Below are 22,165 nucleotides of genomic sequence, written 5' to 3'. Positions count from 1 at the left end.
TAAAAGATGGTCACAGAGCACATCGCAAAAGCCGTATTTGCACTGGTTGAGGATTACAACGGTCGAAGTCTGCTGACGTTCAAACGATTTAAACTAGAGCGCAACACTGACCTGAATGAAGACTTCCGTATGGATCCGTTGGATGCCTGTGAATTACTGGAAAGATATGCGGCAACCTTCAACATTGATCCTCGTACTATTCGTTTCGATGCCTATTTTCCGCAAGATTTTACAGCGGCCCATGATCCATTAACGCTCCAACTGCTGGTTGAGTCTGCTCAGGCTGGTCGTTGGTTGGGGAAATGACCGGAGCACAACGCGCAAGAGGGTGGGAATCCCTACCACCCTGCTGTGTCGTTTAATCACCCTGCAACAACATTCCCTCCTGAGCCTGCCATAGCTCCCGGTATAACCCAGGCACAGCCATGAGTGCGGAATGGGAACCGCGCTGGATAATACAGCCGTTGTCCATCACCAGGATCTGTTCGGCAAACTCTACGGTGCGCAGTCGATGCGCCACCATAACTACCGTTTTATTGCGTGCCAACCGGGTTAGCGCATGCTGTACCTGTGATTGCGATAGTGGGTCGAGCAGCGCAGTGGCTTCATCCAACAGCAACACCGGCGCATCCTTTAACATCGCCCTTGCGATGGAAAGGCGCTGTTTTTCGCCACCGCTCAGTCGCTGAGCGGCCTCACCCAGCGAGGTGTGATAACCCTGAGGTAGCTGCTGGATAAAGGCTTCGCAGTTTGCGGCGCAGCAGGCATCCATCACTGCCTCATCACTTGCTCCAGGCTTGCCTATGCGAACATTCTCCAGCACGCTGCCGTCAAACATCTGCACGTCCTGAAATACAAATCCCAGCCGGGAATAGAGTAGCTGACTCCCCAGTTGGTCCACCGGGGCATTGCCTAGCGTAATGGTGCCTTGTTGCGGCTGCCAGAATCCGCCCAGCAGATGTAACAGCGTGCTTTTGCCACTGCCTGAACGCCCCACCAGCGCGGTCACGCTGCCTTCAGGTGCGTGAAAACTGATATCCTTCAACACTGGCTGGTCATCATAGGCAAAGCTGACATGGCTAAAATCAATGTCATTACGCGACGGCGGTTCGGTGCTGGCCAACTCGGGCATGCAAGGTCTTTCCAGCAACGCGGTAATCTTGTTTGCGGACTGACGCATGACACGAAGCAGAGTGAAGTAGGTGGCGATCTCCAGTAGCGGATCGAGCACTTTAAATGCCACCAGCACAAACAGCAGCCACGTGATGAAACTCAGGCTGCCCAGTTGGAACAAATGTGCCGCCAGTAAAAAAAGCACAACGACACCACACTCGGTAAGCAGCCTGAACGCCAGCACACCTGCCCCACCCAAGGCTTCAATGCCCATACTGGCACGGTGAATCGCCCTGAACTGCACATCCAACTGATCCAACAGACTCCGCGAGCGGTTAAACAGCCGTAACGTTCTGATGCCACTGACAAACTCCAGCAATAACCCCGAGGCTGAGGCAAAACGCTGGCCCTGTTGCGCAGTGCCCGCCAACAGTTTGGGGCCGAGCCATAACATCACCAACAGCCCGAGAGGGATTTGCACCATCAGGGCCAGCGTCAGGCGATAATCCACCCAGGCCAGCGCCAGTAAAAACAGCACTGCCGTGGCGAGACCGGTGATCACTTCCGGCAGCAGATGCGAGAAGATCTCCTCTACGCGGCGCATGGCATCGGTTAAAAGCGTACTGGTTTCCCCCAGCCGCTGCTGTTGAAAATACCCCAGCGGCAGATGCCGCACGCGTTCCGCACTGGCTTCCCGCACACCATGAAGCAACTGATAACTGCCGAGAAAACAGTTCAGCTGACCAAAGTGGGAGAACAGCAGCTGTATGACCAGACAGGCACCTAAACTTGCCAGCAACTGCCACCAGAACAAACCCTCGGTTTGCTGAGCAACCACGCGGCCAATTGCCCACCAGGCAATGAAAAACGGTAGTACACTCCCCACCTGCGCGATGATGCGAAAAACGATGCCGCGCAGCACTTGCCGACGGCCCGATGAGGGGTGTTTTAAGAGATGTTTAATCAGCGACATGGGAAGCCTCCTGCTCACGAATATGCCACTGCGCAAGGGTAAACTGACTGTGCCACAGCGCCTGATAAGTCGCATTGTGCGCCAGCAGTTCTTCATGACGGGCCTGGGCGGTGACTTGCCCGTTCTCCAGCAGGATCAGTTCTGCCTGTTGCACCGCATACAGCCGGTGCGCGATGGTTAATACCGTGGTGTCAGGCCGCTCGGATCGTAACGTCTGGTAAAAACGGCGCTCGGTTACCGCATCGGCAAAGGCTGTCGCCTCATCGAGAATTAATACGGCCGGATTAACCAGCAAGGCGCGTGTGATGGCAATGCGCTGTCGCTCACCGCCTGACAACGTCACACCCCGCTCACCCACCGGAGATTCCAGCCCTTGCGGTAACGTGCGGACCCAGGCTTCTGCCTGTGCGAGCCGTAGCGCCTGCCATAACGCTTCATCGGTTGCATCTTCAGCGCCGAGTCGAAGGTTATCGGCGAGCGTGCCCTGTAGCAGGAAAATGTCCTGACTCACTACGGCAATGTGCCGGGCACGGGTTTCATCACTGAGGTCCGCCAAAGGTACACCGCCCAACGTCAGACTCCCGTGGCTTGTCGGGAGTAAGCCGGAAAGCAGCCATGCAATCGTTGATTTTCCTGCGCCCGAAGGGCCGATCAGCGCATAGAAATTTCCCGGCGCAAACGTCAGTGACACGGCATTAATCACGGTACTCTGACCAAAGTTAAAGCTGACATCCTTCATTTCCAGCAAGCCACTGCCGGGCTGCGCCGCTCCCGAGGGGGCTTGATTATGCAACAGCGCGGTAATTCGCCCCACGCCGCTGAACATTTCCCCCAACATGCTGCTGAGAAAAGTGACCCGCAGCAGCGGCTTTAACAGGCCGCTACCGAGCACAATCGCCAGAATCAGCTGCACCAGGGTCAGGTTCCCCTGCTGCACGCGCCAGAGACCCAAAGGCAGCAAGATAAACAGGTTAGCGTTGAGTAAAACCACAAAGACCGACCACCCTGGCACCGCACGACGCGTAAATGACGCCACCAACGTCTGATAGGCGTTAAGTCTTTGATGCAATAGATGGAAAGCCTGCGCGGATTGCTGGAAAGCCTTCATCACCGGGACACCGCGCACATACTCAATGGTGGCACTATCCAGTTCAGCAGAGGCTTACTGATAGGCAGCAATACGCGCCTGCATCCCCCGCGTCGCCACTTTTTGCGCAATGATCGCCAGTGGGATTGTGACCAGCGCCGCCAGCGCCAGTTGCCAGTCCAGCCAGAAGAGAAACAGTGCGGCCACCAAAGGGCTGAGCAGCGCAGACACGATATCGACACTGTGGTGGGCAATGAAATTCTCCAGCCGCTCCACATCGTTAAGCACGGTATTACGCAGTTCAGCACTGCTGTAACGGTTGAGCGTCAGCAACGGCAGGCGGCTTAACGCATGGGCCAGGCGTATGCGGGTCTGATACAACACGCGAAACGCCACCAGATGGCTAAAGTAGCCGCCGCCCGTTAGCAGCGCATATTTCACCAGTAAAGCCAGTAATAACAGGCCCGCCAGCGGCACTAACGCCTTTGCGGGATCGTGAGTCTGAACAGACAACCACAGGATCCCGTAAGGGATAAGTTCACTGATCGCTGCCAGCACGGTAAGGCCAAATGCCACCAGTAAGTGGGGTTCCTCGCCACGTATCAGGGAGCGCAGATCTTTCCAGCTTCCTTTTGGAGCAGCAGGTTGGCTCATACCTTCCCTCTCAGCCACTGTTTCGCCTGCTGTTCGGCTTCTTGCGACGTGGCCACCACCAGGTAAGGATAGGGAATGGTGCGGCTGGTAAGATAGCGCAACGCTTTACGCCATAAGGATTGTCGCTTCGCGGCATCTGGCTCCACCCTCACCGCCCCACAACAGTAAAGCGCCTGCGCATGCCGCGTCGCTTTTCCCCAGGCTTTGTACTGACGAAAGAATTCGGCGGAATTCTGCGGCAGCTCAACGCCAGAAAAAATCAGCACAAAGGGCTCACGGCGATCCAGAACCTGCTGCAACGCCTGAATATGCGCCGTTGCCTCCTCAGCATTTACCTGGTCTGGCATCACGTAGTGCACCAGCGGCCACTGGCTGGTATCGATCACATCCTTCGACATTTTCATGCTCCCTTAAACCGGGTCACTGAAGATTTACCGTCAAAAAGTGCAATCGACTGGGTCAACGCATCACACTGTCAGGCGGCAGAAAATTTACACATGAAAATGATAATCAGTTTTATTTGCGAGGCAATCTGTTTTTCCCGCGCCAGGGAAGAGGAAAATCAGCAGATTTTCACAGGGTGGCAGGCAGCTTATAACGTCCCGTATTGACGGCGATAGCGACCCGGTGTTTGACCATACTGGCGCTGAAACAGGCGACTGAGGTGGCTTGCATGGGAGAAGCCACACTGGCTGGCGATCTCATCCAGTGACAGTGCTCCCTGGCTTATCATCCTTTCTGCCGCTTCCAGCCGACACTGCATCACGTATTGCCAGGGTGTGACGGCAAACAGGGTGCGAAATCCGCGTTTCAGCGTCTGTTGATTGATGCCCGCCTGGCGCGCCACCTCCTCCAGTTCCAACGGCTGTGTCGCATGTTGTCGGATATAGTCCCGAGCCAGGATCAGGCGCTGGCGGTCACGGGTAAACATTGGCGTCTGGCGCTGGGCCAGCTCCAGTTGCTGTTGCACGGTGCGAACACTGCTGCAAAGCGCTGAAAGCAACAGGCTCTCGAGGTGCAATCGACCCAGGGCACTGGTGTCACGCATAGCCTGTACGATAGCGCTTTGCAGTGCCTGTAACGCTTCTCCGGCCTGAGCTGAAAAGACCTGGCCGCCACGACAGCCGGTATCTATCCCGGCGGACTCCAGTACCGGTAACATATTGACGGGAAAGTTAATTATCACCATGTCATACAGATAGTGACGAGGGAAAAAGTCGGTGCCACGACAGGGAAAGCGGGAACAGGAGAGCAGCATCATGTCAGCTTCAAAGTGACGTATGCGCTGGTTTTCCAGGCAAAAATGCCCTGCTCCTTGAGCAATAAGCACCAGTGACAGGTGTGACTGATTTTCCCCCTCTAACACCACATCCTGCTGCAGCGTGGTCTGAACGGCGATCAGCGAGATGCGATCAAGCTGGACACACGTAATCCCGGGATGCTGAAGAACCTGTTGATGAGCCTGTGCCACTCTTCAAACCACGCTAATGATAATGATTTTTATTTAACTTTATCGTGCAATTTTGTACCGTGCTGTGCAACCTGTTTTTGCGCACTGGCTCGTAATCTGCGCTGACTCGTTTTGATTACAGGGAACCCAGCATGCAGTTCAAACCTCTCACTTTTGCCATCCTCAGTGCCTTAACTCTCTCCTGTTCTGTCAGTGCCGAGAGTGCTAACGATGACACGCTGGTGGTCAGCGCCAGTAAACAAACCGCGAAGGCTGCCTCCTCGCGCAACGTAGCGCTGGTGACCGTGGATGAAAGCACGCTGGCTGAGGCCAACGTCAGTCGCACTGACCAACTCAGCCGGGTGTTGCCCGGTCTGCAAACCGGCAACAGTGGTAGCCTGATTTTCCAGACGATTTCGCTACGCGGGATCTCTTCTGCTTCGGATTATTACAATCCGGCCGTCAGCTTTTATGTTGATGGGGTACCACAGCTCTCCACTTACGCGATGGCTCCGCTGCTGGATGTCTCCAGCGTAGAGATGTTGCGCGGCCCACAAGGAACGCTGTATGGCCGTAGCGCGCAGGGTGGCGTCATCAATATCGTGACGCATCAACCTGACAGCACAGCACGCGGCTACATTGAAGGCGGCTATGCCAGCCGTGACGGCTACCATAGTAAACTCAATGTCAGCGGCCCGATTCAGGATGGGTTACTGTACGGCAGTGCAACCCTGTTACGTCAGGTTGATCAGGGCAGTATGACCAACCCTGCGACCGGGAGCGATCACCTCGGCGGTTCCCGGATGAATGCCGGCAACGTGAAACTGCGTCTGGCACCCGATAATCAACCCTGGGAACTTAATGCGTCACTGACCGAAGAGTGTACTCATGCCACGCAGGACACCTACGTGCCTTACAACCAGGTGAAAAGCCGTACCCTGGATGTGCTGGCAGGAGGCAGCGATCCTTATCTGCGCCGCTGCACCCACAGCCAGTCCCTGAGCGGTAAACTCACCACCGATAACTGGATTTTTAGCGTGGTAGGGGCCTGGCAGCAACAGCAGTATCAGCGTGAGTTCCCTTACTCTTATCTCACTGCCAGCATCCCGGAGCGCTGGAATCAAAACGTCCAGGAAATTCGCGCGGCAACTCGGGGCAACAGCAGCCTGGATGCCGTATTTGGACTCTATCGTGAGGCGATACACGAATCGCTGGACTCTGCCTACCGGTATGCGGGCACGCCTTATCTGAGCACCGTTGCCGCTACGTCGTCAGAAACCCTGGCAGCCTATAGCGATCTCACCTGGCACATCACAGATGCGTTCGATCTGGGTGGCGGGCTGCGTGTCTCACACGATCGCGCTAAGACAGGGTACAGCGGTACTTCACTCGGTATCCCGTGGGGCGACCGCAATCAAGAGAGTGATAACCAGCTCCTGGGCCAGGTCTCGGCTGGCTATCAGTTGAATGAAGCATGGCGTCTGTATGGGCGAATTGCGCAGGGCTACAAACCTGCCGGATTTAGTTACACCCCAACAGCTTTCACTGCCGCTCAGGCGTATGCCGCAGAGAAATCCCTGAACTATGAACTGGGAAGCCGCTATGAGAGCCGTGATATCACGTTAGCAGGAGCGCTGTTCTATACCCATACCCGCAATCTTCAGCTCTATTCTGGTCCGGTGGGTTATCAGACTCTGTCGAATGCCGGTAAAGCCGACGCAACCGGTGCTGAAGCCAGTGCCAGTTGGCAGTTCGCGCCGGGCTGGCGCTGGGCGATTGACGGTAACTATGTCCACTCTACCTTTGCCGGTGATAGCGAGAACTATGCCGGTCAACGCGTACCTTTCGTACCTCGCTTTGCCGGAAGTACCAGTGTGACCGGAACCATCAATACCACCTGGGGAGCACTGATGCCGCGTGCAGCGATAAACCTGACGGGACCACAATACTTTGATGGTGATAACACCCTACGTCAGGGCAGCTATAGCACTACCGATCTTCGACTCGGCTGGCAAGCCACGGATCGCGTGACGGTATCTGCTTATCTGGATAACGTGTTTGACCGCCGGTATCGCACTTACGGCTTTGTGCAGGCGGGCAGCGCGTATGCGCAGGTGAATCAGGGACGTACGGCCGGTCTTGATGTCCAGATTACGCTGTTCTGATTACTGCGGTAGCCACGAAAAGCTGTGGGTTGTCAGGTAGCGCGAACGGCGTCCCTTTGTTGGCCCACCCTGCGGGGTGGGTCTATCACTGCGCCTCAACGGCTGTCGTTGTAGAAATGACACAGCAGCTGCCACAAATAACTGGCGGCAGGGGTAAAGCGATGGTCAGCGCTGCGCAGCAGATGGCACTGGCTTTCCCGCGCAATCCGGTTGTCTATCGGCACCGCAACCAGCTCTCCCTGTAATAGCGAAGGTTTCACGGCATGCGCCGTCATGAATGCGACACCAAGTCCCGCCTGGCTCAGCGTAATAGCACTGGAAAATAAATTACAGCTGTAGGCTGGGTTGAACAAAATACCTTCACTGTTGAAGATAGCGTAGATATAGCGCTGTAAACCAAAGTTGTCGCTCATGCCGATCAGCCGGTGGTTGGCGAGTTCAGCCACACTGACTTTTTCCAGAGCGGCGATGGGGTGATCGGGCGTCACAATCGCGCAAATCGGACCACGCGGGTAGCTCTGGCTTTTAAGCCCGGCAGGCCCGGTGGTGCCGAAGCCAACGGCCATATCAACATCGCCACGCGCAATCAGATCCACCGTGGTCTGCATGTCACCCGAAGAGATATCCAGGAACACCGCCGGATAAGCCTGCGAAAAGGTGCGCAAAACTTGCCCTACCACCTCCTCGACCATGCCCTGCCCTATACGCAGGCTGACGCTACCGCCGCGCATATGGCGTAAATCGCGCAATTGCCCCTCCAGCATGCGTCGGCGCTGGCTGGTTTGGGCATAATCTTCGGCCAGTAGTTTACCGGCTTCGGTTAACACAACATTCCTTCCACGCCGCTCCAGTAGCGGTAGCTGCAACGTGCGCTCCAGCGCAGAGAGTTGGCGGCTAATCACCGAAGGGTTAACGCCTAGCATATCCGCAGCGCGACGAATTCCGCCCTGCTCACCGACTTCATATAAATAACTTATCGATTTTTCCGGATAGTTGCCCAACGTCATACTTTTTACCTATCTGTTGCCCTGAGAGCAACAATACTACCATCCTGCCCCTCTGTTTCAGCAGTTAAATTCTGCGCATACTGGCAGCTGGACAAAGGCAGGAACATTATAAAATGAAAAATATTACTGATTATTTACAACACCATCGCGATGAAATTTTCGCCGACATTCGCCGTCTGGTCAGTGCTGAGTCGCCTTCTGGCGATAAAGCCGCCGTTGATCGTTGTGGTCAGGTCTTGCGGGAGATTTTCCAACAGCGTCTTGGCCTTAGCGCAGAGGTCGATCCCCAGCCAGTTCAGGGGGATCATCTGAAGTTCACCCTCGGGAACAGTGGCCCACAAATCACGCTGCTCGGTCACTTTGATACCGTGTGGGATCATGGCGATCTGGTGCTACGGGAAGAGGACGGCAAACTCTACGGTCCAGGCGTGCTGGATATGAAAGCCGGTCTGGTTCAGGCTATTTGGGCCGTGCGCGCGCTGCAACAGCTGCAACTGTTGGGCGACAATCGCATCGTCTTCTTGTGTAACAGCGATGAAGAAATTGGCAGCCCCAGCTCACATCAGTGGATTTCCCGGCAGGCCGAGGGGTCTGAATATGTGCTGGTGGTCGAACCGGCCGAAGTTGGCAGTGGCAACCTGAAAGTCGCCCGTAAAGGCTCTGGTCAGTACAAGCTGTCAATTGTGGGTTTAGCCGCCCACGCGGGCAACAATCCTGAAGAGGGGATCAGTGCCGTGCAGGAGATGGCACATCAGGTGCTGTTCTTACACGGCCTGAACGATCCCGCGCGCGGTACCACGGTGAACGTCGGTATCGCCAATGGCGGCAGCCGCACCAACGTGGTTGCTGACCGCGCAGAACTGGGCATTGATACGCGCACCACCTGTGCTGCTGAAGCACAGCGCTTGCATGAAATCATTACGTCTATTCAACCGGTGATGCCTGGCATCAGCCTGACATTAAGCGGTGGGCAGACACGACCGCCAATGGAACAAACGGCGGCATCACGCCTGTTGCTTGAACGCGCTCAGCAAGTCGCTAACGCTTTGGGCTTCCACATTGAGGGCAAAAGCGTTGGCGGTGGCAGTGATGGTAACTTCACCGCCGCCTTGGGTATCGCCACGCTGGATGGTCTGGGCGCAAGCGGCGTCGGGATTCACGCGCGCAATGAGCATATCTATCTGGCCGATGTCGTACCGCGTGCCGCGCTGCTCGCAGGGATCATTCTGGGAGAACCTGGGGAGGATCTGTGTCAGCAATAAATCACCCTGCCGCTCCGGCGACCAAAGCCGTAGGTCAAAGCCCCTATCTGCTGCTGTTTGCCATGTTGATCATCGCAGCCATCGCGACCTGGATTATTCCCGCTGGCGCATTTGATTATGTCGCGCGAGAAGGTATTCGTTTTGCGGTCAAAGGCAGTCTGCACGATGTCCCGCAGGCCGGTGTCTATCCGCAGGATATTTTCATGGCGATTGTGTCAGGGATGGAGAAGTCAGCCCCGATCATTTTCCTGATCCTGTTTACTGGCGGCGTGCTGGCCGTGGTGGAATCCACTGGCGCTATCGCAACGGCTTTAAATGCACTGGCGCGCAGTACCCATCTCAGCGATACGCGCATCATTATTATCTTCGCTGCGATCTTTGCCCTGCTGGGGACCACCGGTGCCGTGGTCAATGCTGTAGTGGCATTTGTCCCGATTGGCTTGCTGGTGGCACGTTCGCTCGGGCTGTCGCCGATGCTGGGTGCTTCGCTGGTTTATCTCAGCTGTGCCGCAGGTTTCAACGTGGCAGTGCTTGGCCCCACCACCACCGGCCTGACACAACACCTGGCGCAACTGCCGCTGTTTTCCGGCATGTTGCTGCGCGGGCTTACCTTCCTGCTGTTTATCCTGACGGCGGTGATTTACATGATTTGGGCCTTCCGCCGTAGTCGCCGTGAGGGCAATTTGCGACCTCAGCTGGAAGCTTCCGATCCGCAGTTGGCGGTCGTGACACCGCGTCACAAAGTTATTCTGCTGACCTGTGTGCTGGCACTGGCCATCTTTATTACCGGTGCAGTGCGAGCGCAATGGGGCACCAATGAGATGTCAGCTATGTTTGTCGTGCTGGCGATTGTGGTGGGTTTACTCGGGCGTATGTCAGGCACGCAAATCGCCAATACCTTCCTGCACGGCTGTTCCGGGCTGGTTAAAGGTGGCTTCATTGTGGGGATGGCAAGTGCGATTTCCGTGGTGCTGCAACAAGGACATATCCTGGATCCGATTGTCGGTTTCTTGTCGGAACTGCTGGCTCCGGTTCCCCCCACGCTGGCGGCGATAGGTATGTTTATTAGCGCGGCACTGATGCACTTCGGCATTTCATCCGGTTCTGGCGAATCTGCCCTGCTGGTACCGATTTTCTCCCCACTGGGTGACAACCTCGGTCTGACGCGGCAGGTCATGGTACAAACGGTCTTGCTGGGTGAAGGTATCGTTAACTGCATCAGCCCAACATCAGGCGTGTTGATGGCTGTGCTGGCAACCGCAGGTGTTTCTTATGGAAAGTGGCTGCGCTTTATTGCTCCGTTGATCGCGGTCTGGTTTGTTATCTGCGTCATCATGCTGGTTATCGGTGTGGCGATTAAGTGGGGACCCTTCTGATTACAGCCCCGCTTCACACTCTGTTATAACGTAAAACAGGCCACCCCGGATAATCCGGGGTGGCCTGTTCATATCAGGGTGTTACGGTAACGCGTAGGCGATAAGGGAATCACCCACATCCGGCGAGTGAGCCGCTCCGCCTGCGGAGATCACCACATACTCTTTACCGGTGGCCGGTGAGCGGTAGATCAGTGGGGTTGCCGTTGCGCCCTGTGGCAGACGTGCTTTCCACACGGTTTTACCGGTGTTCTGATCGATAGCACGCAGGTAGTTGTCCTGAGTGCCCGCGAAGAACAGCAGGCCGGACTGAGTGGCAGTCGGTCCGCCCAGCGTTGGCATGCCGACCGGAATTGGCAGATGGGTTTTAACGCCCAACGGGCCAGTATCTTCCACGGTGCCCGCCGGAACCTGCCATGCAATCTGCTTGGTATTCAGGTTAATCGCCGTCATGGTACCAAACGGTGGATGCTGACAAGGGACTTGCAGGAACGAAGCAAAGTTATCCATGCGCACGCCAACATAAGGCCCGGCAATTTGTGGACGGATCGTCCCTGCCCACTGCGGCACTTCATTCAGTGAGGCTTCCTGCCCTTTCGCCTGCTCTTTGGTCTTCAACGCCATCAACATACCGAGACGGATATCGTTAACAAACAGCATCCCGGTTTTTTCATTGATCGTCACACCCCCCCAGTTCATACCGCCCATGGTGGCCGGGTATTCCAGGTAGGTTTGCTCGCTGTTCGGCTGATAAATACCGGAGTACAGCGCAGATTTAAACAGAATGCGGCAGTAGAGCTGATCAAAGGTGGTCATCCCCCACATCTTCTGCTCATTCAGCTTTTCCAGGCCAATGGTTGGCATATCCACCGAGAAAGGCTGGGTCGGTGACAGGCGCTCATCTTTCCCTGCCGGTGAAGTCGGTACTGGGCGCTCTTCCACCTTACTGACTGGCTTACCGGTACGGCGATCCAGTACAAAGATCTCACCCATTTTGCTGGTCTGAATCAGCGCAGGCACCACTTCACCCTGCTCATTCTTCATGGGGTACATCACCGGCTGAGAAGGCAGGTCATAATCCCAGATATCATGGTGTACCGTCTGATAAACCCAGTTGGTTTTACCGGTGCTGGCATCAATAGCGATCACCGAGGAGCCGTATTTCTCTTTTGCCGCATTACGGTCGCCGCCCCAGTAGTCTGGTGGGCCATTACCGGTCGCGACATAGACCTGATTCAACTGCTTATCAAACGTCGGGATTGCCCACACGTTCGGGGTGCTCAGGGTATATTGCCCTGGGGTGTGATTCAGGCCTTCAATGGCGCCCACGTCCCACGCCCACGCCAGTGAGCCATCACGCACATCATAAGCACGCAGTACGCCTGAAGGCTCATCCAGCGTGACGTCGCGGATCCAGGTGCCGAAGACGGTCAGGTGGCCCATAATTACCGGTACACTTGACGGGTGGTAGCGGCGGCTATTGGCGGTATCGCCAATGCCATTTTGCAGATTAACGATGCCGTTCTGACCGAAGTTTTCACACAGCTGACCGCTGTGCGCATCCAGAGCCAGCAAGCGCGCGTCAACGGTAGTCACGATGATGCGTTGACGACAGGTGGCCGCAGTGTATGCCGCTTTCTGCTCAGCGCTCAGTGAGTCGTCCTGGTCGTAGTCGTAATAACCCACACTACGGCAAGTCACGTGTTCCAGGGTGCGGGCGTGGGGATCAAACTCCCAAATCGCTTTACCCGTGTCCGCGTTTACCGCCGCAATTTTGTTCTCTGGCGTACAGGTGTACAGCACTGCACCAATCTGAATCGGCGTATTTTCGTCAACGCCAATGGCCGGGCCAGTCAGACGGCGACCGGTGTGGTAAGTCCAGGCCACTTTCAGCTGGTTCACGTTTTCCGGGGTGATCTGGTTCAGAGGCACATAGCGTGTGCCGCTGGCGCTACGGCTGATAAAACGCCAGTCCTGTTCCGCGTTGGACGCTTCTTCCGAAGGCACGTTCAGGTCGGTGCTGGTGGCAGCCGGTGCGTTATGAATTTCACCGTGTGGGAAGAAGGCAGCAATCAGCGTGGCAATCAGTGCCACAAAGACGCCGCCTGCCCCCAGGCCCGCCCAACGGCGGCATGCCGGTGCAGCGTTTTTTTGCGTCGCGGGGATTAACAGACTGAGCAGGAACAGCAGCGCGGGCACCACCAGACGCGGCAGCAGATCCCAGTAAATGAGTGCCTTCACTTCATACAGTGACCAGATAACAGTCAGTACAAAGACAGCAGTAGAGAGCGTTGCCGCACGGGCATTTTTGCGCAGAAAAAGAATGGCCAAAATAATGTAAGCCACACCCGCCAGCAGATAATACCAGGAGCCGCCAAGCGCAATAAGCTTAACGCCGCCATAAGCCATAACCGCGCCGGATACCAGCGCCAATATAAAAAATATCACTCTGATTGTTGTATTAAGTGCAGAACTTTTGCCTGCCCCAGATGGATCACTGACCATGATATCTCCATGTGTAACATCATGAAAAGCATGAAAGAAAGGAGTGCAAAAAGTTACACAGTTGTTACATTGGTGTCAATAAATGTAAATTTAGGTCAGGTTATATATCGCACCGCGTGATAATACCGGCAAAGAATACTTTCAAAATGGACGTAAAAAGGGATGAGATATTTACTTTTTAAATAACATTATCTTAAAGAAAAATATCGCGTTTAAAGCATGAATAAATGCAGGGAAATATCACCGGGCGAGAAACGCTAAATGATTAGCAAAGAAATTAAACCGCGTTTAATTGCGGTTTAATTTAGCCAAAATATGTGACTCAGATCTCATTTTCGTGAGGGTTTATCACCAGGGCAGCTCTTCTTCCAGCTCAGGCAGAGCAGATGCCGGTAGCGTTATTGTAAAGCTGGCTCCTCCTTCAGGCCGGTTAGCCGCCACGATCGTCCCTTTATGCAGCGTGACAATCGCCTTGCACAACGCCAGTCCCATGCCGACGCCGGGTACGGAAGATTCATGCTGACCGCGTGCGAATTTTTCAAACAGCTGCTGTTCACGGCCCGCTGGCAAACCCGGGCCTTGATCCCACACCGTCAGCTTGATCTCTTCGCCAGATCGCCAGGCGCGAATGCCAATCGGCTTACCCTCCTGACCGGCATACTTGACTGCATTCTCCAGCAAATTCACCACCACCCGTTCCAGTAGCGGGCCATCGCCCTGCACTAACAGGGTTTCTGGCGGGAGATCCAGTTGAACCTGGCCTCTGGGCAGCAGCATCTCCAGCGATTTCAATGCACTCCCGACCACCTCTTCCAGTGAGACCCAGTCACTTTGCGGACGGAAGCCATCCGCTTCAATACGTGCCATATCCAGCATGTTATTCACCAGACGAATAGTGCTCAGCGTCTGCATCCGCATTTCACTGGCCTGAGGGGCATATTTTGATCCTTCGCTGGAGAGATCCAACGTCAGGATTTCAGCCTGGCCAAACAGCACCGTTAACGGCGTGCGCAGATCGTGTGACAGCCCAGCCAGCAGTGAATTACGCAGCTCTTCCCGCTCTGCCGTCAGGCGGGACACTTGCTCGCGCCGGGTGAGTACCAGCCGGTCCAGTGCGCCTGCAATCTGAATCACAAAGGTATTTAACAGCCGCTGCTGCTCGGGGATGAGTAAATTGCGCAGATTATCTGGCTCAATAATCAACAGGCCATGCTGATGATGGGAGGAGAACAACGGCAGAATTTTGTAGGGCACGCCGGGCAGCGTGTCCGTTCCTGCCCCGGCCACCTGACCATTCTCAAAACTCCACCGCGTGATGGCCGCATCCGGGACGGTGATCAGGCTGCGCGTGACCGGCGGTTGCAGCACACCGTGCTCATCAGGCAGCCAGATTTCACAGCGCGCAAATAACGCATTGCTCACCACTCGCTGGCAAACATCGGCAATATCACTGGTTTTGCGCACCCGGCTCAACCCGGCGGTCAGCTCATACAAGTATTGGGCGCGTTGCTCACGATAGCGTGCTACGCGTGCCTGGTAGCGCATGCCTGCGGTGAGATTCCCGGTGATCACCCCCACCACCAGCATCACGCTGAATGTCACCAGATACTGTGCATCACTGACGGCGAACGTCCCTTCCGGGGCGACAAAAAACAGGTCAAACGCCACGATGTTAAGTAATGAAGCCACCACCGATGGCAAGCGACCAAAGCTCATCGCGATCAACACCACGCCAAGCAGATAGATCATCACCAGATTGATCGGTGAAAAGTCCGGCAGTACGGTTTTACAAAACAGCGTAATCAGTGCGCACAACGCGGCCGCAGCCAGAGAACCCTGAAGTTTCTGCCGGACTTTCTCACTGTTAGGTCGGCTTTCACTGGCACGTTGCGTCTTAACGGCAAGATCGTCCAGCGCCACCACCATCAGATCCAGATCCGGGCCAAGGCGACTCAGCCGGTTGGCAAAACGATGCCCGGCGCGCCAGCGACGACTGGCGGGACGACCCACAATAATTTTGCCCAGGTTATGTTCGCGGGCGTAGCGCAGTGCAGCTTCTGCTTCATCGGGATCCGCCAGGGTAGCGGTTTCGGCCCCCAGATCCTGAGCTAGCTGTAGGGTTCGCAAGGTCTGACGACGCTGTGCTTCGCCACGGCGATAGAGTGAAGGTGTTTCAATGGTGATGGCATGCCATTCACTGCCCAGCCTTGCCGCCAGTCGCGCCGCAATGCGTACCAGCTTTTCGCTGCCGGTGCCGCTACCAATACAGAGCAAAATCGCATCACGGGTGTGCCAGACCTTCTCTTCCCGTCCACTGGCATCGCGCCAGGCACGAATTTGATCGTCAACCCGGTCAGCGGTACGTCGCAACGCCAGCTCACGCAGGGCAAACAGATTGCCTTTGCGGAAGAAGTTTTCAATCGCGCGTTCTGCGCGATCGCCCACGTAGACTTTGCCCTCTTTTAAACGCTGGCGCAGGTCGTCTGGCGGTAAATCGACCAGCACCACTTCATCTGCGGCATCAAAGAAGGGATCGGGCACGGTTTCCCGCACCCGAATTCCGGTCACGCCGCTGACCACATCGTTCAGGCTCTCCAGATGCTGCACGTTAACGGTGGTGAGCACATCAATGCCCGCATTGAGCAGCTCTTCAATATCCTGCCAACGTTTGGGATGACGGGCACCGCGCAGATTGGAGTGCGCCAGTTCATCCATCAAAATGACGGCGGGATGCCGCGCCAGTGCCGCATCCAGATCAAATTCCTGATGATGACTCCGGCTGCTGGCTTTACGCGGCAAGAGTTCTAACCCTTCGACCAGGTCCGCCGTGTCCTGACGGCCATGTGTCTCCACCACCCCGACCAGAACGTCCAACCCCTGCGCCCGTAAGCGCCGTGCCTCCTGCAGCATCGACCAGGTTTTACCGACACCCGCGCACGCGCCGAAGTAAATTTTCAATTTCCCCCGGCCTTCTGAATCGGCTTGCGCTAACAGGCGATCAGGATCGGGACGTAGTGGTTCATCAGTCATTGCCGTTCTCAGGGTTGAGTTAACGCATCCAGGGCCATATTGAGTTGCAGCACATTCACCACAGGCTCACCCAGAAAATATAACAGCGGACGTTGCGTGTTGGCTTCAATCAATTCACGCACCTGCTGTTCGGGCAGATGGCGCGCCTGTGCCACGCGGGGTAATTGCCACAGCGCAGCCTCAGGCGAGAGGTGTGGGTCCAGGCCGCTGGCTGAAGCCGTCACCAGCTCAACCGGCGCGGTAGCGCTGGCTTGCGGATTCGCCTGGCGCAATGCAGCAACACGCTGACTGATCGCCTGGTCGAGCGCCGGGTTGCTCACCGCCAGGTTGCTGCCCGAGGAGGCTAATCCATTGTAGGGTTTATCTCCCGTGGCGGAGGGCCGCCCGTGGAAGTAGCCCGCAGCGGTAAAATCTTGCCCAATCAAACTCGAACCGCGCAGCTCCCCTTTAACCGCTAACAGGGAGCCATTAGCCGATTGCGGAAACCACCACTGCGCCAGTCCGGTGGTTAACAGCGGATAAGCGCCACCCAGCACCAGCGTCAGCAAAATAAACAGTGAAATAGCCGGTCTAAACAGTTGCATGACGTTACTCCTTACACCAGACCCAGCAGGGTCAGCAAAATGTCGATCACCTTAATGCCAATAAACGGCACCACTAATCCGCCGACACCATAGAGCCACAGATTGCGGCGCAGCAACGCCGCTGCGGGCATCGGGCGATAGCTCACGCCTTTGAGGGCCAGCGGGATCAGCAACACAATGATCAGTGCATTGAAAATCACCGCTGACAGAATCGCAGAGGTCGGCGAATGCAGGTGCATCACGTTCAGCGTATTTAACTGCGGATAGGTCACCGCAAAGGCCGCCGGGATGATGGCAAAATACTTCGCCACATCATTCGCGATGCTAAAGGTGGTGAGCGAGCCACGCGTCATCAGCATCTGCTTGCCGATGTGGACGACTTCCAGCAATTTCGTCGGGTTGGAGTCGAGATCGACCATGTTCCCGGCCTCTTTGGCTGCCTGGGTTCCTGAGTTCATCGCCACGGCGACATCTGCCTGCGCCAACGCTGGGGCATCGTTGGTGCCATCGCCTGTCATCGCTACCATCCGACCTTCAGCCTGATACTGACGGATCAACGCCAGTTTGGCCTCCGGGGTCGCTTCGGATAAGAAGTCATCAACCCCCGCCTCAGCGGCAATGGCGGCGGCGGTTAACGGGTTATCACCGGTAACCATCACTGTTTTAATCCCCATTTTGCGCAGTTCGGCGAAGCGTTCTTTGATGCCGCCTTTGACAATATCCTTCAGGGCGACCACGCCCATCACCGTATTGCCTTCCGCCACCACCAGCGGCGTTTCGCCTTTACGTGCGACGCGGCTCACCAGGTCATCCACTTCACTCGGGAAGATGCCTCCATTGCTTTCCACATGACGGCGTATGGCATCCACAGCGCCCTTGCGTAACATTTGCGCCCCGACGTTCACGCCACTCATGCGTGTTTGTGCGGTGAACGGAATAAAGGTGGCATTCAGGCTTTGCAGATCGCGCTCACGCAGGTTGAACTTCTGCTTCGCCAACACCACGATGCTGCGCCCTTCCGGTGTCTCATCGGCGAGGGAAGCCAGCTGTGCAGCATTGGCCAGCGCCTGTTCCTCCACGTTGCGCACGGGAAGAAATTCACTCGCCTGGCGATTGCCCAGCGTAATGGTGCCGGTTTTATCCATCAGCAGCACATCAACGTCACCGGCTGCTTCTACGGCGCGTCCACTGGTGGCAATCACATTGGCACCCAGCATACGGCTCATGCCCGCAATACCGATGGCCGAGAGCAAAGCACCGATGGTGGTAGGAATCAGACAGACCAGCAACGCCACCAGTACCGTAATGCTGACGGCGGTGCCGCCCCAGGCGGAGAAAGGCCACAAGGTCGCGGTTGCCAGCAAGAAGACGATAGTTAGCGACACCAGCAGAATGTTCAGGGCAATCTCGTTGGGGGTTTTCCGGCGCTGAGCGCCCTCCACCATCGCGATCATCCGGTCGAGGAACGTTTCGCCGGGGTTGACGCTACACTGGATCACCAGCCAGTCAGACAAAATGCGCGTACCGCCCGTGACGGAAGCAAAATCCCCGCCGGATTCACGAATCACCGGGGCAGACTCACCGGTAATGGCGCTTTCATCAACCGAAGCCCCTCCCGCCAGCACTTCCCCGTCACAGGGAATAATGTCCCCGGCTTCAACCAGCACATAGTCACCTTTGCGCAGCGCGTCAGCCGCCACTTTTTCCGCTGTGGCATCACGCTCTGGTGACGCCAGTTTCTTCGCCCAACTGGTGCGCTTGATGCCTTTCAGGCTCTCCGCCTGCGCTTTGCTTCTTCCTTCCGCCAGTGCTTCCGCAAAGTTGGCAAACAGCACGGTGAACCACAGCCACGCGGAGATCGCCGCAGTAAAGCCGGTTTGGCCCTGTGCTGAACCCGGCAACACCCCAACCGCCAGCAAGGTGGTCAAAATGCTGCCCAGATACACCACAAACATCACAGGATTACGATACTGGACGCGAGGATCGAGTTTTGTGAACGCGCCGATCAGCGCCAGACGCCAGATACCCCGTGAGGAAACCTGTTGATTACGCATTATCATCTTCTCCGCCATTACTGCCCCAGCAACTGTAAATGTTCGATCACCGGGCCAAGCGCCAGCGAAGGAATAAAGGTCAACGCGCCGACCAGAACCACGGTGCCGATGATCAACGCGACAAACAGCGCGCCGTGCGTCGGTAATGTACCCGGACTGGCGGGCTGAGATTTACGAGCCGCCAGCGAGCCGGCCATCATCAGCAGAGGGACAAATGGTGCGAAACGGCCCAGCAACATGGCCACCGCCAGCAGCAGATTCCAGAACGAGGTATTAGCGGAAAGGCCGCCAAACGCACTGCCGTTGTTGTTGGCCGCTGACGATACGGCGTACAGCACTTCACTAAAGCCGTGAGGACCGGGATTTGCCATTGCACTGCGCCCAGCTTCCGTCAGCATCGCTAACGCCGTACCGAGCAGCACCAGGGCTGGGGTGATCAGAATGTAGATCGCCGCCATTTTCATCTCCGGCACGCCAATTTTTTTACCGAGGTACTCCGGCGTACGGCCAATCATCAGGCCGGAAATAAACACCGCCAGCACCACATTCATCAACATGCCATACAGGCCCGATCCCACACCGCCAAATACCACTTCGCCTAACTGCATCAGCCACAGCGGGATCATGCCGCCTAATGCCGTGAATGAATCATGCATCGCATTCACCGCACCACAGGAGGCAGCCGTGGTAATCACCGCAAACAGACTGGAATTCAGCAGGCCAAAGCGCGCCTCTTTCCCCTCCCAGTTCATCGCCGAATCGGCCCCTAAAGGCATCAGATGCGGGTTGCCCTGCACTTCGGCATACATCACCACCGCCGCCGCCAGCAGGAACATGATGCTCATCGCCCACAGGATGGTGTTGCCCTGACGACGGTCACGCACCAGATTGCCGAAGGTAAAGCACAGCGCCGCCGGGATCAGGAAAATTGCCAGCATTTCAACGAAGTTGGTCAATGGCGTTGGGTTTTCAAAAGGATGCGCCGAGTTAGCGTTAAACAGCCCGCCCCCGTTAGTGCCGAGCATTTTAATCGCTTCCTGCGAAGCCACTGGCCCCATTGGCAAGGTCTGTTGCACACCCTCCAGCGTTTTCACCGCCACGTAGGGATTGAGGTTTTGAATCACGCCCTGGCTGACTAAAAATAGCGCCATCAGCAGCGACAACGGCAGCAACAGGTAGAGATTAATGCGGGTTAAGTCTCGCCAGGCATTACCGAGATAGGTGGTTGAACGGCGGGCAAAGCCGCGCATCAACGCAAATAACACCGCAATACCGGTGGCGGCAGAGAGGAAGTTCTGCACCGCCAGCCCCACCATTTCACTGAAATAGCTGATGGTGGTTTCACCGGAGTATGACTGCCAGTTGGTATTGGAAACAAAACTGATGGCGGTGTTTATCGCCAGATGCCAGCTCAGACCCGGCAAATGTTGCGGGTTAAGCGGCAAGTTATCCTGGTACAACAGCACCACCAACAGCACCAGTAGTCCCAGCAGGTTAAACAGCAGAATAGCGAGCAGATAGTGCCGCCAGTTCATCTCCTGGTCCTGCACACCACAGCTACGCCAGATCAGGCGCTCAAGCCCGTTCAGGCCGGTGACGCCGCGGTCCGCTGCCAGGGTGGTGATAAAATCCCCCAGCGGTTTTGCCAGCAGCAACAATACGGCCATAAAACAGGCCAACAGTAAAAATGCTTCAGCGGCCATCAGAACGCCTCCGCCCGGAACAGGGCATAGAACAGATAACCCAGTAACAAAAACACCAGCACAATGCCGGCGATTAATCCTGCGCTCACGATCCACTCTCCATGGGTTTGAAATATATTAAGAGAGTAGAAAAATAAATATAAAATTGTCGTCAATATTGATCGTCACGGTATATAAAAAGTATAAAGATGAAAAAACAGCCAGATGAATAAATACGCAGCGTGGATTTTTATCTTTATTTAACAACTATTCGCTGTGCCAATATGCGCGAGACATTTTCCCGAATTGGGTGGTGACGTACAGCCTGATCTTGGGTGTAATTTCGCCAGATAACCTGTATAGTCTTCTTTTTTACATGGATGAAAAAATGAACATAAAATCAACAGCTTTAACGATCCTTATTCCCTTGTTACTCACTGCGTGTGCACCGAAAACCAGCGTAGAGCGCAATGCCAGTCACGTAGCCCAACAAATCGCCCAGTTGAACTTTGACCCTAACATGCGCTCACTCACGGCGGATAATACGCAGCGCGCCACCGTTTTCCTTAAGCAGTTTTATGATTTGGGCAAAAAAGATCATGCTCAGGGGATTACGCCTGCGCAAGCACAGGAGCGGGTAAATAGCTTTCGCAGCATAGATGCTTTCGCTGCTGCCTCTCAGCGCAGTACTTTTGTAAGCCACAAATATGAAGCCGATCAGCCGAGGAAGCAGGCTGAGCTGATGCTGAACGCCGCGACGACCACTTACTGGGATGGATACAACGGCAAACCTTAGGAAAAGATGCTTTAGCCAGTGTCTTTGGGGGACGCTGGCTAAATGCTGTGAGGCGGAGCAAGCGCTGATGTGCGGATATCAGAGATAACACCCACCTTCCCGTCACGCTTTTGAGCTAGTCATTCAGGTGTTAAAGGGTTAAGTTTAAAGTAATTTCAAAGGAATATGAGGTTATCATGCTGGACATCACGCATTTTGGACTGTTTGTCTTTTCCGTTTTTCTCCTTTCTGTCACCCCCGGACCTGATATGGCCTACGTCATTGGGCAGAGCGTGGCGAATGGCCGTCGTGCCGGTATAGTCTCGGCGTTGGGTGTGGTTTTAGGGAGCTGCACTCACGCAGTTGCCAGCACTTTAGGGCTGACGGCGCTGATCCTCGCCTCTCCGGTGATGTTTACCGTGATTAAATATTTGACATCCTCCCCCACCTT

The 22,165-nt window shown here is 55.6% G+C and carries 18 protein-coding genes; 6 read left to right on the top strand and 12 right to left on the bottom strand.

Annotated elements, in window-relative coordinates; all coding sequences use genetic code 11:
* The first annotated feature begins 6 nt into the window (after positions 1-6).
* Positions 7-306, top strand: coding sequence for a DUF1493 family protein (locus B880_RS0106845; RefSeq protein WP_017346645.1), 300 nt, complete (start codon positions 7-9; stop codon positions 304-306).
* Positions 307-358: 52 nt separating this feature from the next.
* Here B880_RS0106845 and B880_RS0106840 read toward each other — a convergent pair whose 3' ends face one another.
* From B880_RS0106840 to B880_RS0106825, 5 genes are all read right to left on the bottom strand, one after another.
* On the bottom strand, positions 359-2,086 hold the full coding sequence (locus tag B880_RS0106840) for an ABC transporter ATP-binding protein (RefSeq protein WP_017346644.1): 1,728 nt from the start codon (positions 2,084-2,086) through the stop codon (positions 359-361).
* Positions 2,073-3,194, bottom strand: coding sequence for an ABC transporter ATP-binding protein (locus B880_RS26660; protein ID WP_017346643.1), 1,122 nt, complete (start codon positions 3,192-3,194; stop codon positions 2,073-2,075). Before B880_RS26660 ends, B880_RS0106840 begins: the two co-directional genes overlap by 14 nt.
* A gap of 54 nt (positions 3,195-3,248) precedes the next feature.
* Positions 3,249-3,827 (bottom strand): ABC transporter transmembrane domain-containing protein, encoded by a 579-nt coding sequence (locus B880_RS26655; RefSeq protein ID WP_017346642.1) that lies wholly within the window; start codon positions 3,825-3,827, stop codon positions 3,249-3,251.
* Entirely contained in the window at positions 3,824-4,225 is a 402-nt protein-coding gene (locus tag B880_RS0106830; protein ID WP_017346641.1) for a hypothetical protein, read from the bottom strand. The genes B880_RS26655 and B880_RS0106830 overlap by 4 nt, the downstream gene beginning before the upstream one ends.
* A 194-nt stretch (positions 4,226-4,419) precedes the next feature.
* A complete protein-coding gene (locus B880_RS0106825; protein ID WP_017346640.1) occupies positions 4,420-5,298 on the bottom strand; it encodes an AraC family transcriptional regulator in 879 nt (292 codons plus the stop codon).
* Positions 5,299-5,429: 131 nt separating this feature from the next.
* On the opposite strand from B880_RS0106825, the gene B880_RS0106820 reads away from it, so the two are divergent.
* Entirely contained in the window at positions 5,430-7,442 is a 2,013-nt protein-coding gene (locus tag B880_RS0106820; RefSeq protein WP_017346639.1) for a TonB-dependent siderophore receptor, read from the top strand.
* 95 nt (positions 7,443-7,537) lie between these two features.
* On the opposite strand, the gene B880_RS0106815 is transcribed toward B880_RS0106820, so the two are convergent.
* On the bottom strand, positions 7,538-8,449 hold the full coding sequence (locus B880_RS0106815) for a LysR family transcriptional regulator (protein WP_017346638.1): 912 nt from the start codon (positions 8,447-8,449) through the stop codon (positions 7,538-7,540).
* A gap of 113 nt (positions 8,450-8,562) precedes the next feature.
* Here B880_RS0106815 and B880_RS0106810 point away from each other — a divergent pair, with 113 nt between their 5' ends.
* Together B880_RS0106810 and B880_RS0106805 are read left to right on the top strand one after the other, a co-directional pair.
* Positions 8,563-9,711: a M20 family metallopeptidase gene (locus B880_RS0106810; RefSeq protein ID WP_017346637.1), complete on the top strand. Its 1,149-nt coding sequence runs from the start codon at positions 8,563-8,565 to the stop codon at positions 9,709-9,711.
* Positions 9,699-11,087, top strand: coding sequence for a Na+/H+ antiporter NhaC family protein (locus tag B880_RS0106805; RefSeq protein WP_017346636.1), 1,389 nt, complete (start codon positions 9,699-9,701; stop codon positions 11,085-11,087). Before B880_RS0106810 ends, B880_RS0106805 begins: the two co-directional genes overlap by 13 nt.
* A gap of 81 nt (positions 11,088-11,168) precedes the next feature.
* Here the strand turns inward: B880_RS0106805 and B880_RS0106800 are convergent, their stop codons facing one another.
* From B880_RS0106800 to kdpF, 6 genes are all read right to left on the bottom strand, one after another.
* Positions 11,169-13,589 (bottom strand): membrane-bound PQQ-dependent dehydrogenase, glucose/quinate/shikimate family, encoded by a 2,421-nt coding sequence (locus B880_RS0106800; protein ID WP_017346635.1) that lies wholly within the window; start codon positions 13,587-13,589, stop codon positions 11,169-11,171.
* A 348-nt stretch (positions 13,590-13,937) separates the two neighbouring features.
* Positions 13,938-16,619, bottom strand: a complete 2,682-nt coding sequence (gene kdpD, locus B880_RS0106795; RefSeq protein WP_017346634.1) for a two-component system sensor histidine kinase KdpD — start codon at positions 16,617-16,619, stop codon at positions 13,938-13,940.
* A gap of 8 nt (positions 16,620-16,627) precedes the next feature.
* Positions 16,628-17,203: a potassium-transporting ATPase subunit KdpC gene (gene kdpC, locus B880_RS0106790; RefSeq protein WP_017346633.1), complete on the bottom strand. Its 576-nt coding sequence runs from the start codon at positions 17,201-17,203 to the stop codon at positions 16,628-16,630.
* Positions 17,204-17,214: 11 nt separating this feature from the next.
* Entirely contained in the window at positions 17,215-19,263 is a 2,049-nt protein-coding gene (kdpB, locus tag B880_RS0106785) for a potassium-transporting ATPase subunit KdpB (RefSeq protein WP_036645560.1), read from the bottom strand.
* A gap of 11 nt (positions 19,264-19,274) precedes the next feature.
* On the bottom strand, positions 19,275-20,960 hold the full coding sequence (gene kdpA / locus B880_RS0106780) for a potassium-transporting ATPase subunit KdpA (RefSeq protein WP_017346631.1): 1,686 nt from the start codon (positions 20,958-20,960) through the stop codon (positions 19,275-19,277).
* Positions 20,960-21,049, bottom strand: coding sequence for a K(+)-transporting ATPase subunit F (kdpF, locus tag B880_RS24805; RefSeq protein ID WP_017346630.1), 90 nt, complete (start codon positions 21,047-21,049; stop codon positions 20,960-20,962). Before kdpF ends, kdpA begins: the two co-directional genes overlap by 1 nt.
* A 203-nt stretch (positions 21,050-21,252) precedes the next feature.
* Here kdpF and B880_RS0106770 point away from each other — a divergent pair, with 203 nt between their 5' ends.
* Entirely contained in the window at positions 21,253-21,735 is a 483-nt protein-coding gene (locus B880_RS0106770) for an Exc2 family lipoprotein (RefSeq protein WP_157060520.1), read from the top strand.
* 176 nt (positions 21,736-21,911) lie between these two features.
* Positions 21,912-22,165 (top strand): LysE family translocator (locus B880_RS0106765; RefSeq protein ID WP_017346628.1); only part of this gene is annotated, 254 nt, incomplete at its 3' end.

The sequence above is a fragment of the Pantoea sp. A4 genome (assembly GCF_000295955.2).
GTDB classification, from domain to species: Bacteria; Pseudomonadota; Gammaproteobacteria; order Enterobacterales; family Enterobacteriaceae; genus Pantoea; species Pantoea multigeneris.
This window is presented reverse-complemented; position numbering and strand designations above follow the sequence as displayed.

Excerpts from the sequence above, each read along its gene's own strand:
- B880_RS0106800 (WP_017346635.1), bottom strand. The coding sequence starts at position 13,589 with ATGGTCAGTGATCCATCTGGGGCAGGCAAAAGTTCTGCACTTAATACA.
- B880_RS0106830 (WP_017346641.1), bottom strand. The coding sequence starts at position 4,225 with ATGTCGAAGGATGTGATCGATACCAGCCAGTGGCCGCTGGTGCACTAC.
- kdpD (WP_017346634.1), bottom strand. The coding sequence starts at position 16,619 with ATGACTGATGAACCACTACGTCCCGATCCTGATCGCCTGTTAGCGCAA.
- B880_RS0106815 (WP_017346638.1), bottom strand. The coding sequence starts at position 8,449 with ATGACGTTGGGCAACTATCCGGAAAAATCGATAAGTTATTTATATGAA.
- kdpA (WP_017346631.1), bottom strand. The coding sequence starts at position 20,960 with ATGGCCGCTGAAGCATTTTTACTGTTGGCCTGTTTTATGGCCGTATTG.
- B880_RS26655 (WP_017346642.1), bottom strand. The coding sequence starts at position 3,827 with ATGAGCCAACCTGCTGCTCCAAAAGGAAGCTGGAAAGATCTGCGCTCC.
- B880_RS26660 (WP_017346643.1), bottom strand. The coding sequence starts at position 3,194 with ATGAAGGCTTTCCAGCAATCCGCGCAGGCTTTCCATCTATTGCATCAA.
- B880_RS0106820 (WP_017346639.1), top strand. The coding sequence starts at position 5,430 with ATGCAGTTCAAACCTCTCACTTTTGCCATCCTCAGTGCCTTAACTCTC.
- B880_RS0106840 (WP_017346644.1), bottom strand. The coding sequence starts at position 2,086 with ATGTCGCTGATTAAACATCTCTTAAAACACCCCTCATCGGGCCGTCGG.
- kdpB (WP_036645560.1), bottom strand. The coding sequence starts at position 19,263 with ATGATAATGCGTAATCAACAGGTTTCCTCACGGGGTATCTGGCGTCTG.
- kdpC (WP_017346633.1), bottom strand. The coding sequence starts at position 17,203 with ATGCAACTGTTTAGACCGGCTATTTCACTGTTTATTTTGCTGACGCTG.
- B880_RS0106810 (WP_017346637.1), top strand. The coding sequence starts at position 8,563 with ATGAAAAATATTACTGATTATTTACAACACCATCGCGATGAAATTTTC.
- B880_RS0106845 (WP_017346645.1), top strand. The coding sequence starts at position 7 with ATGGTCACAGAGCACATCGCAAAAGCCGTATTTGCACTGGTTGAGGAT.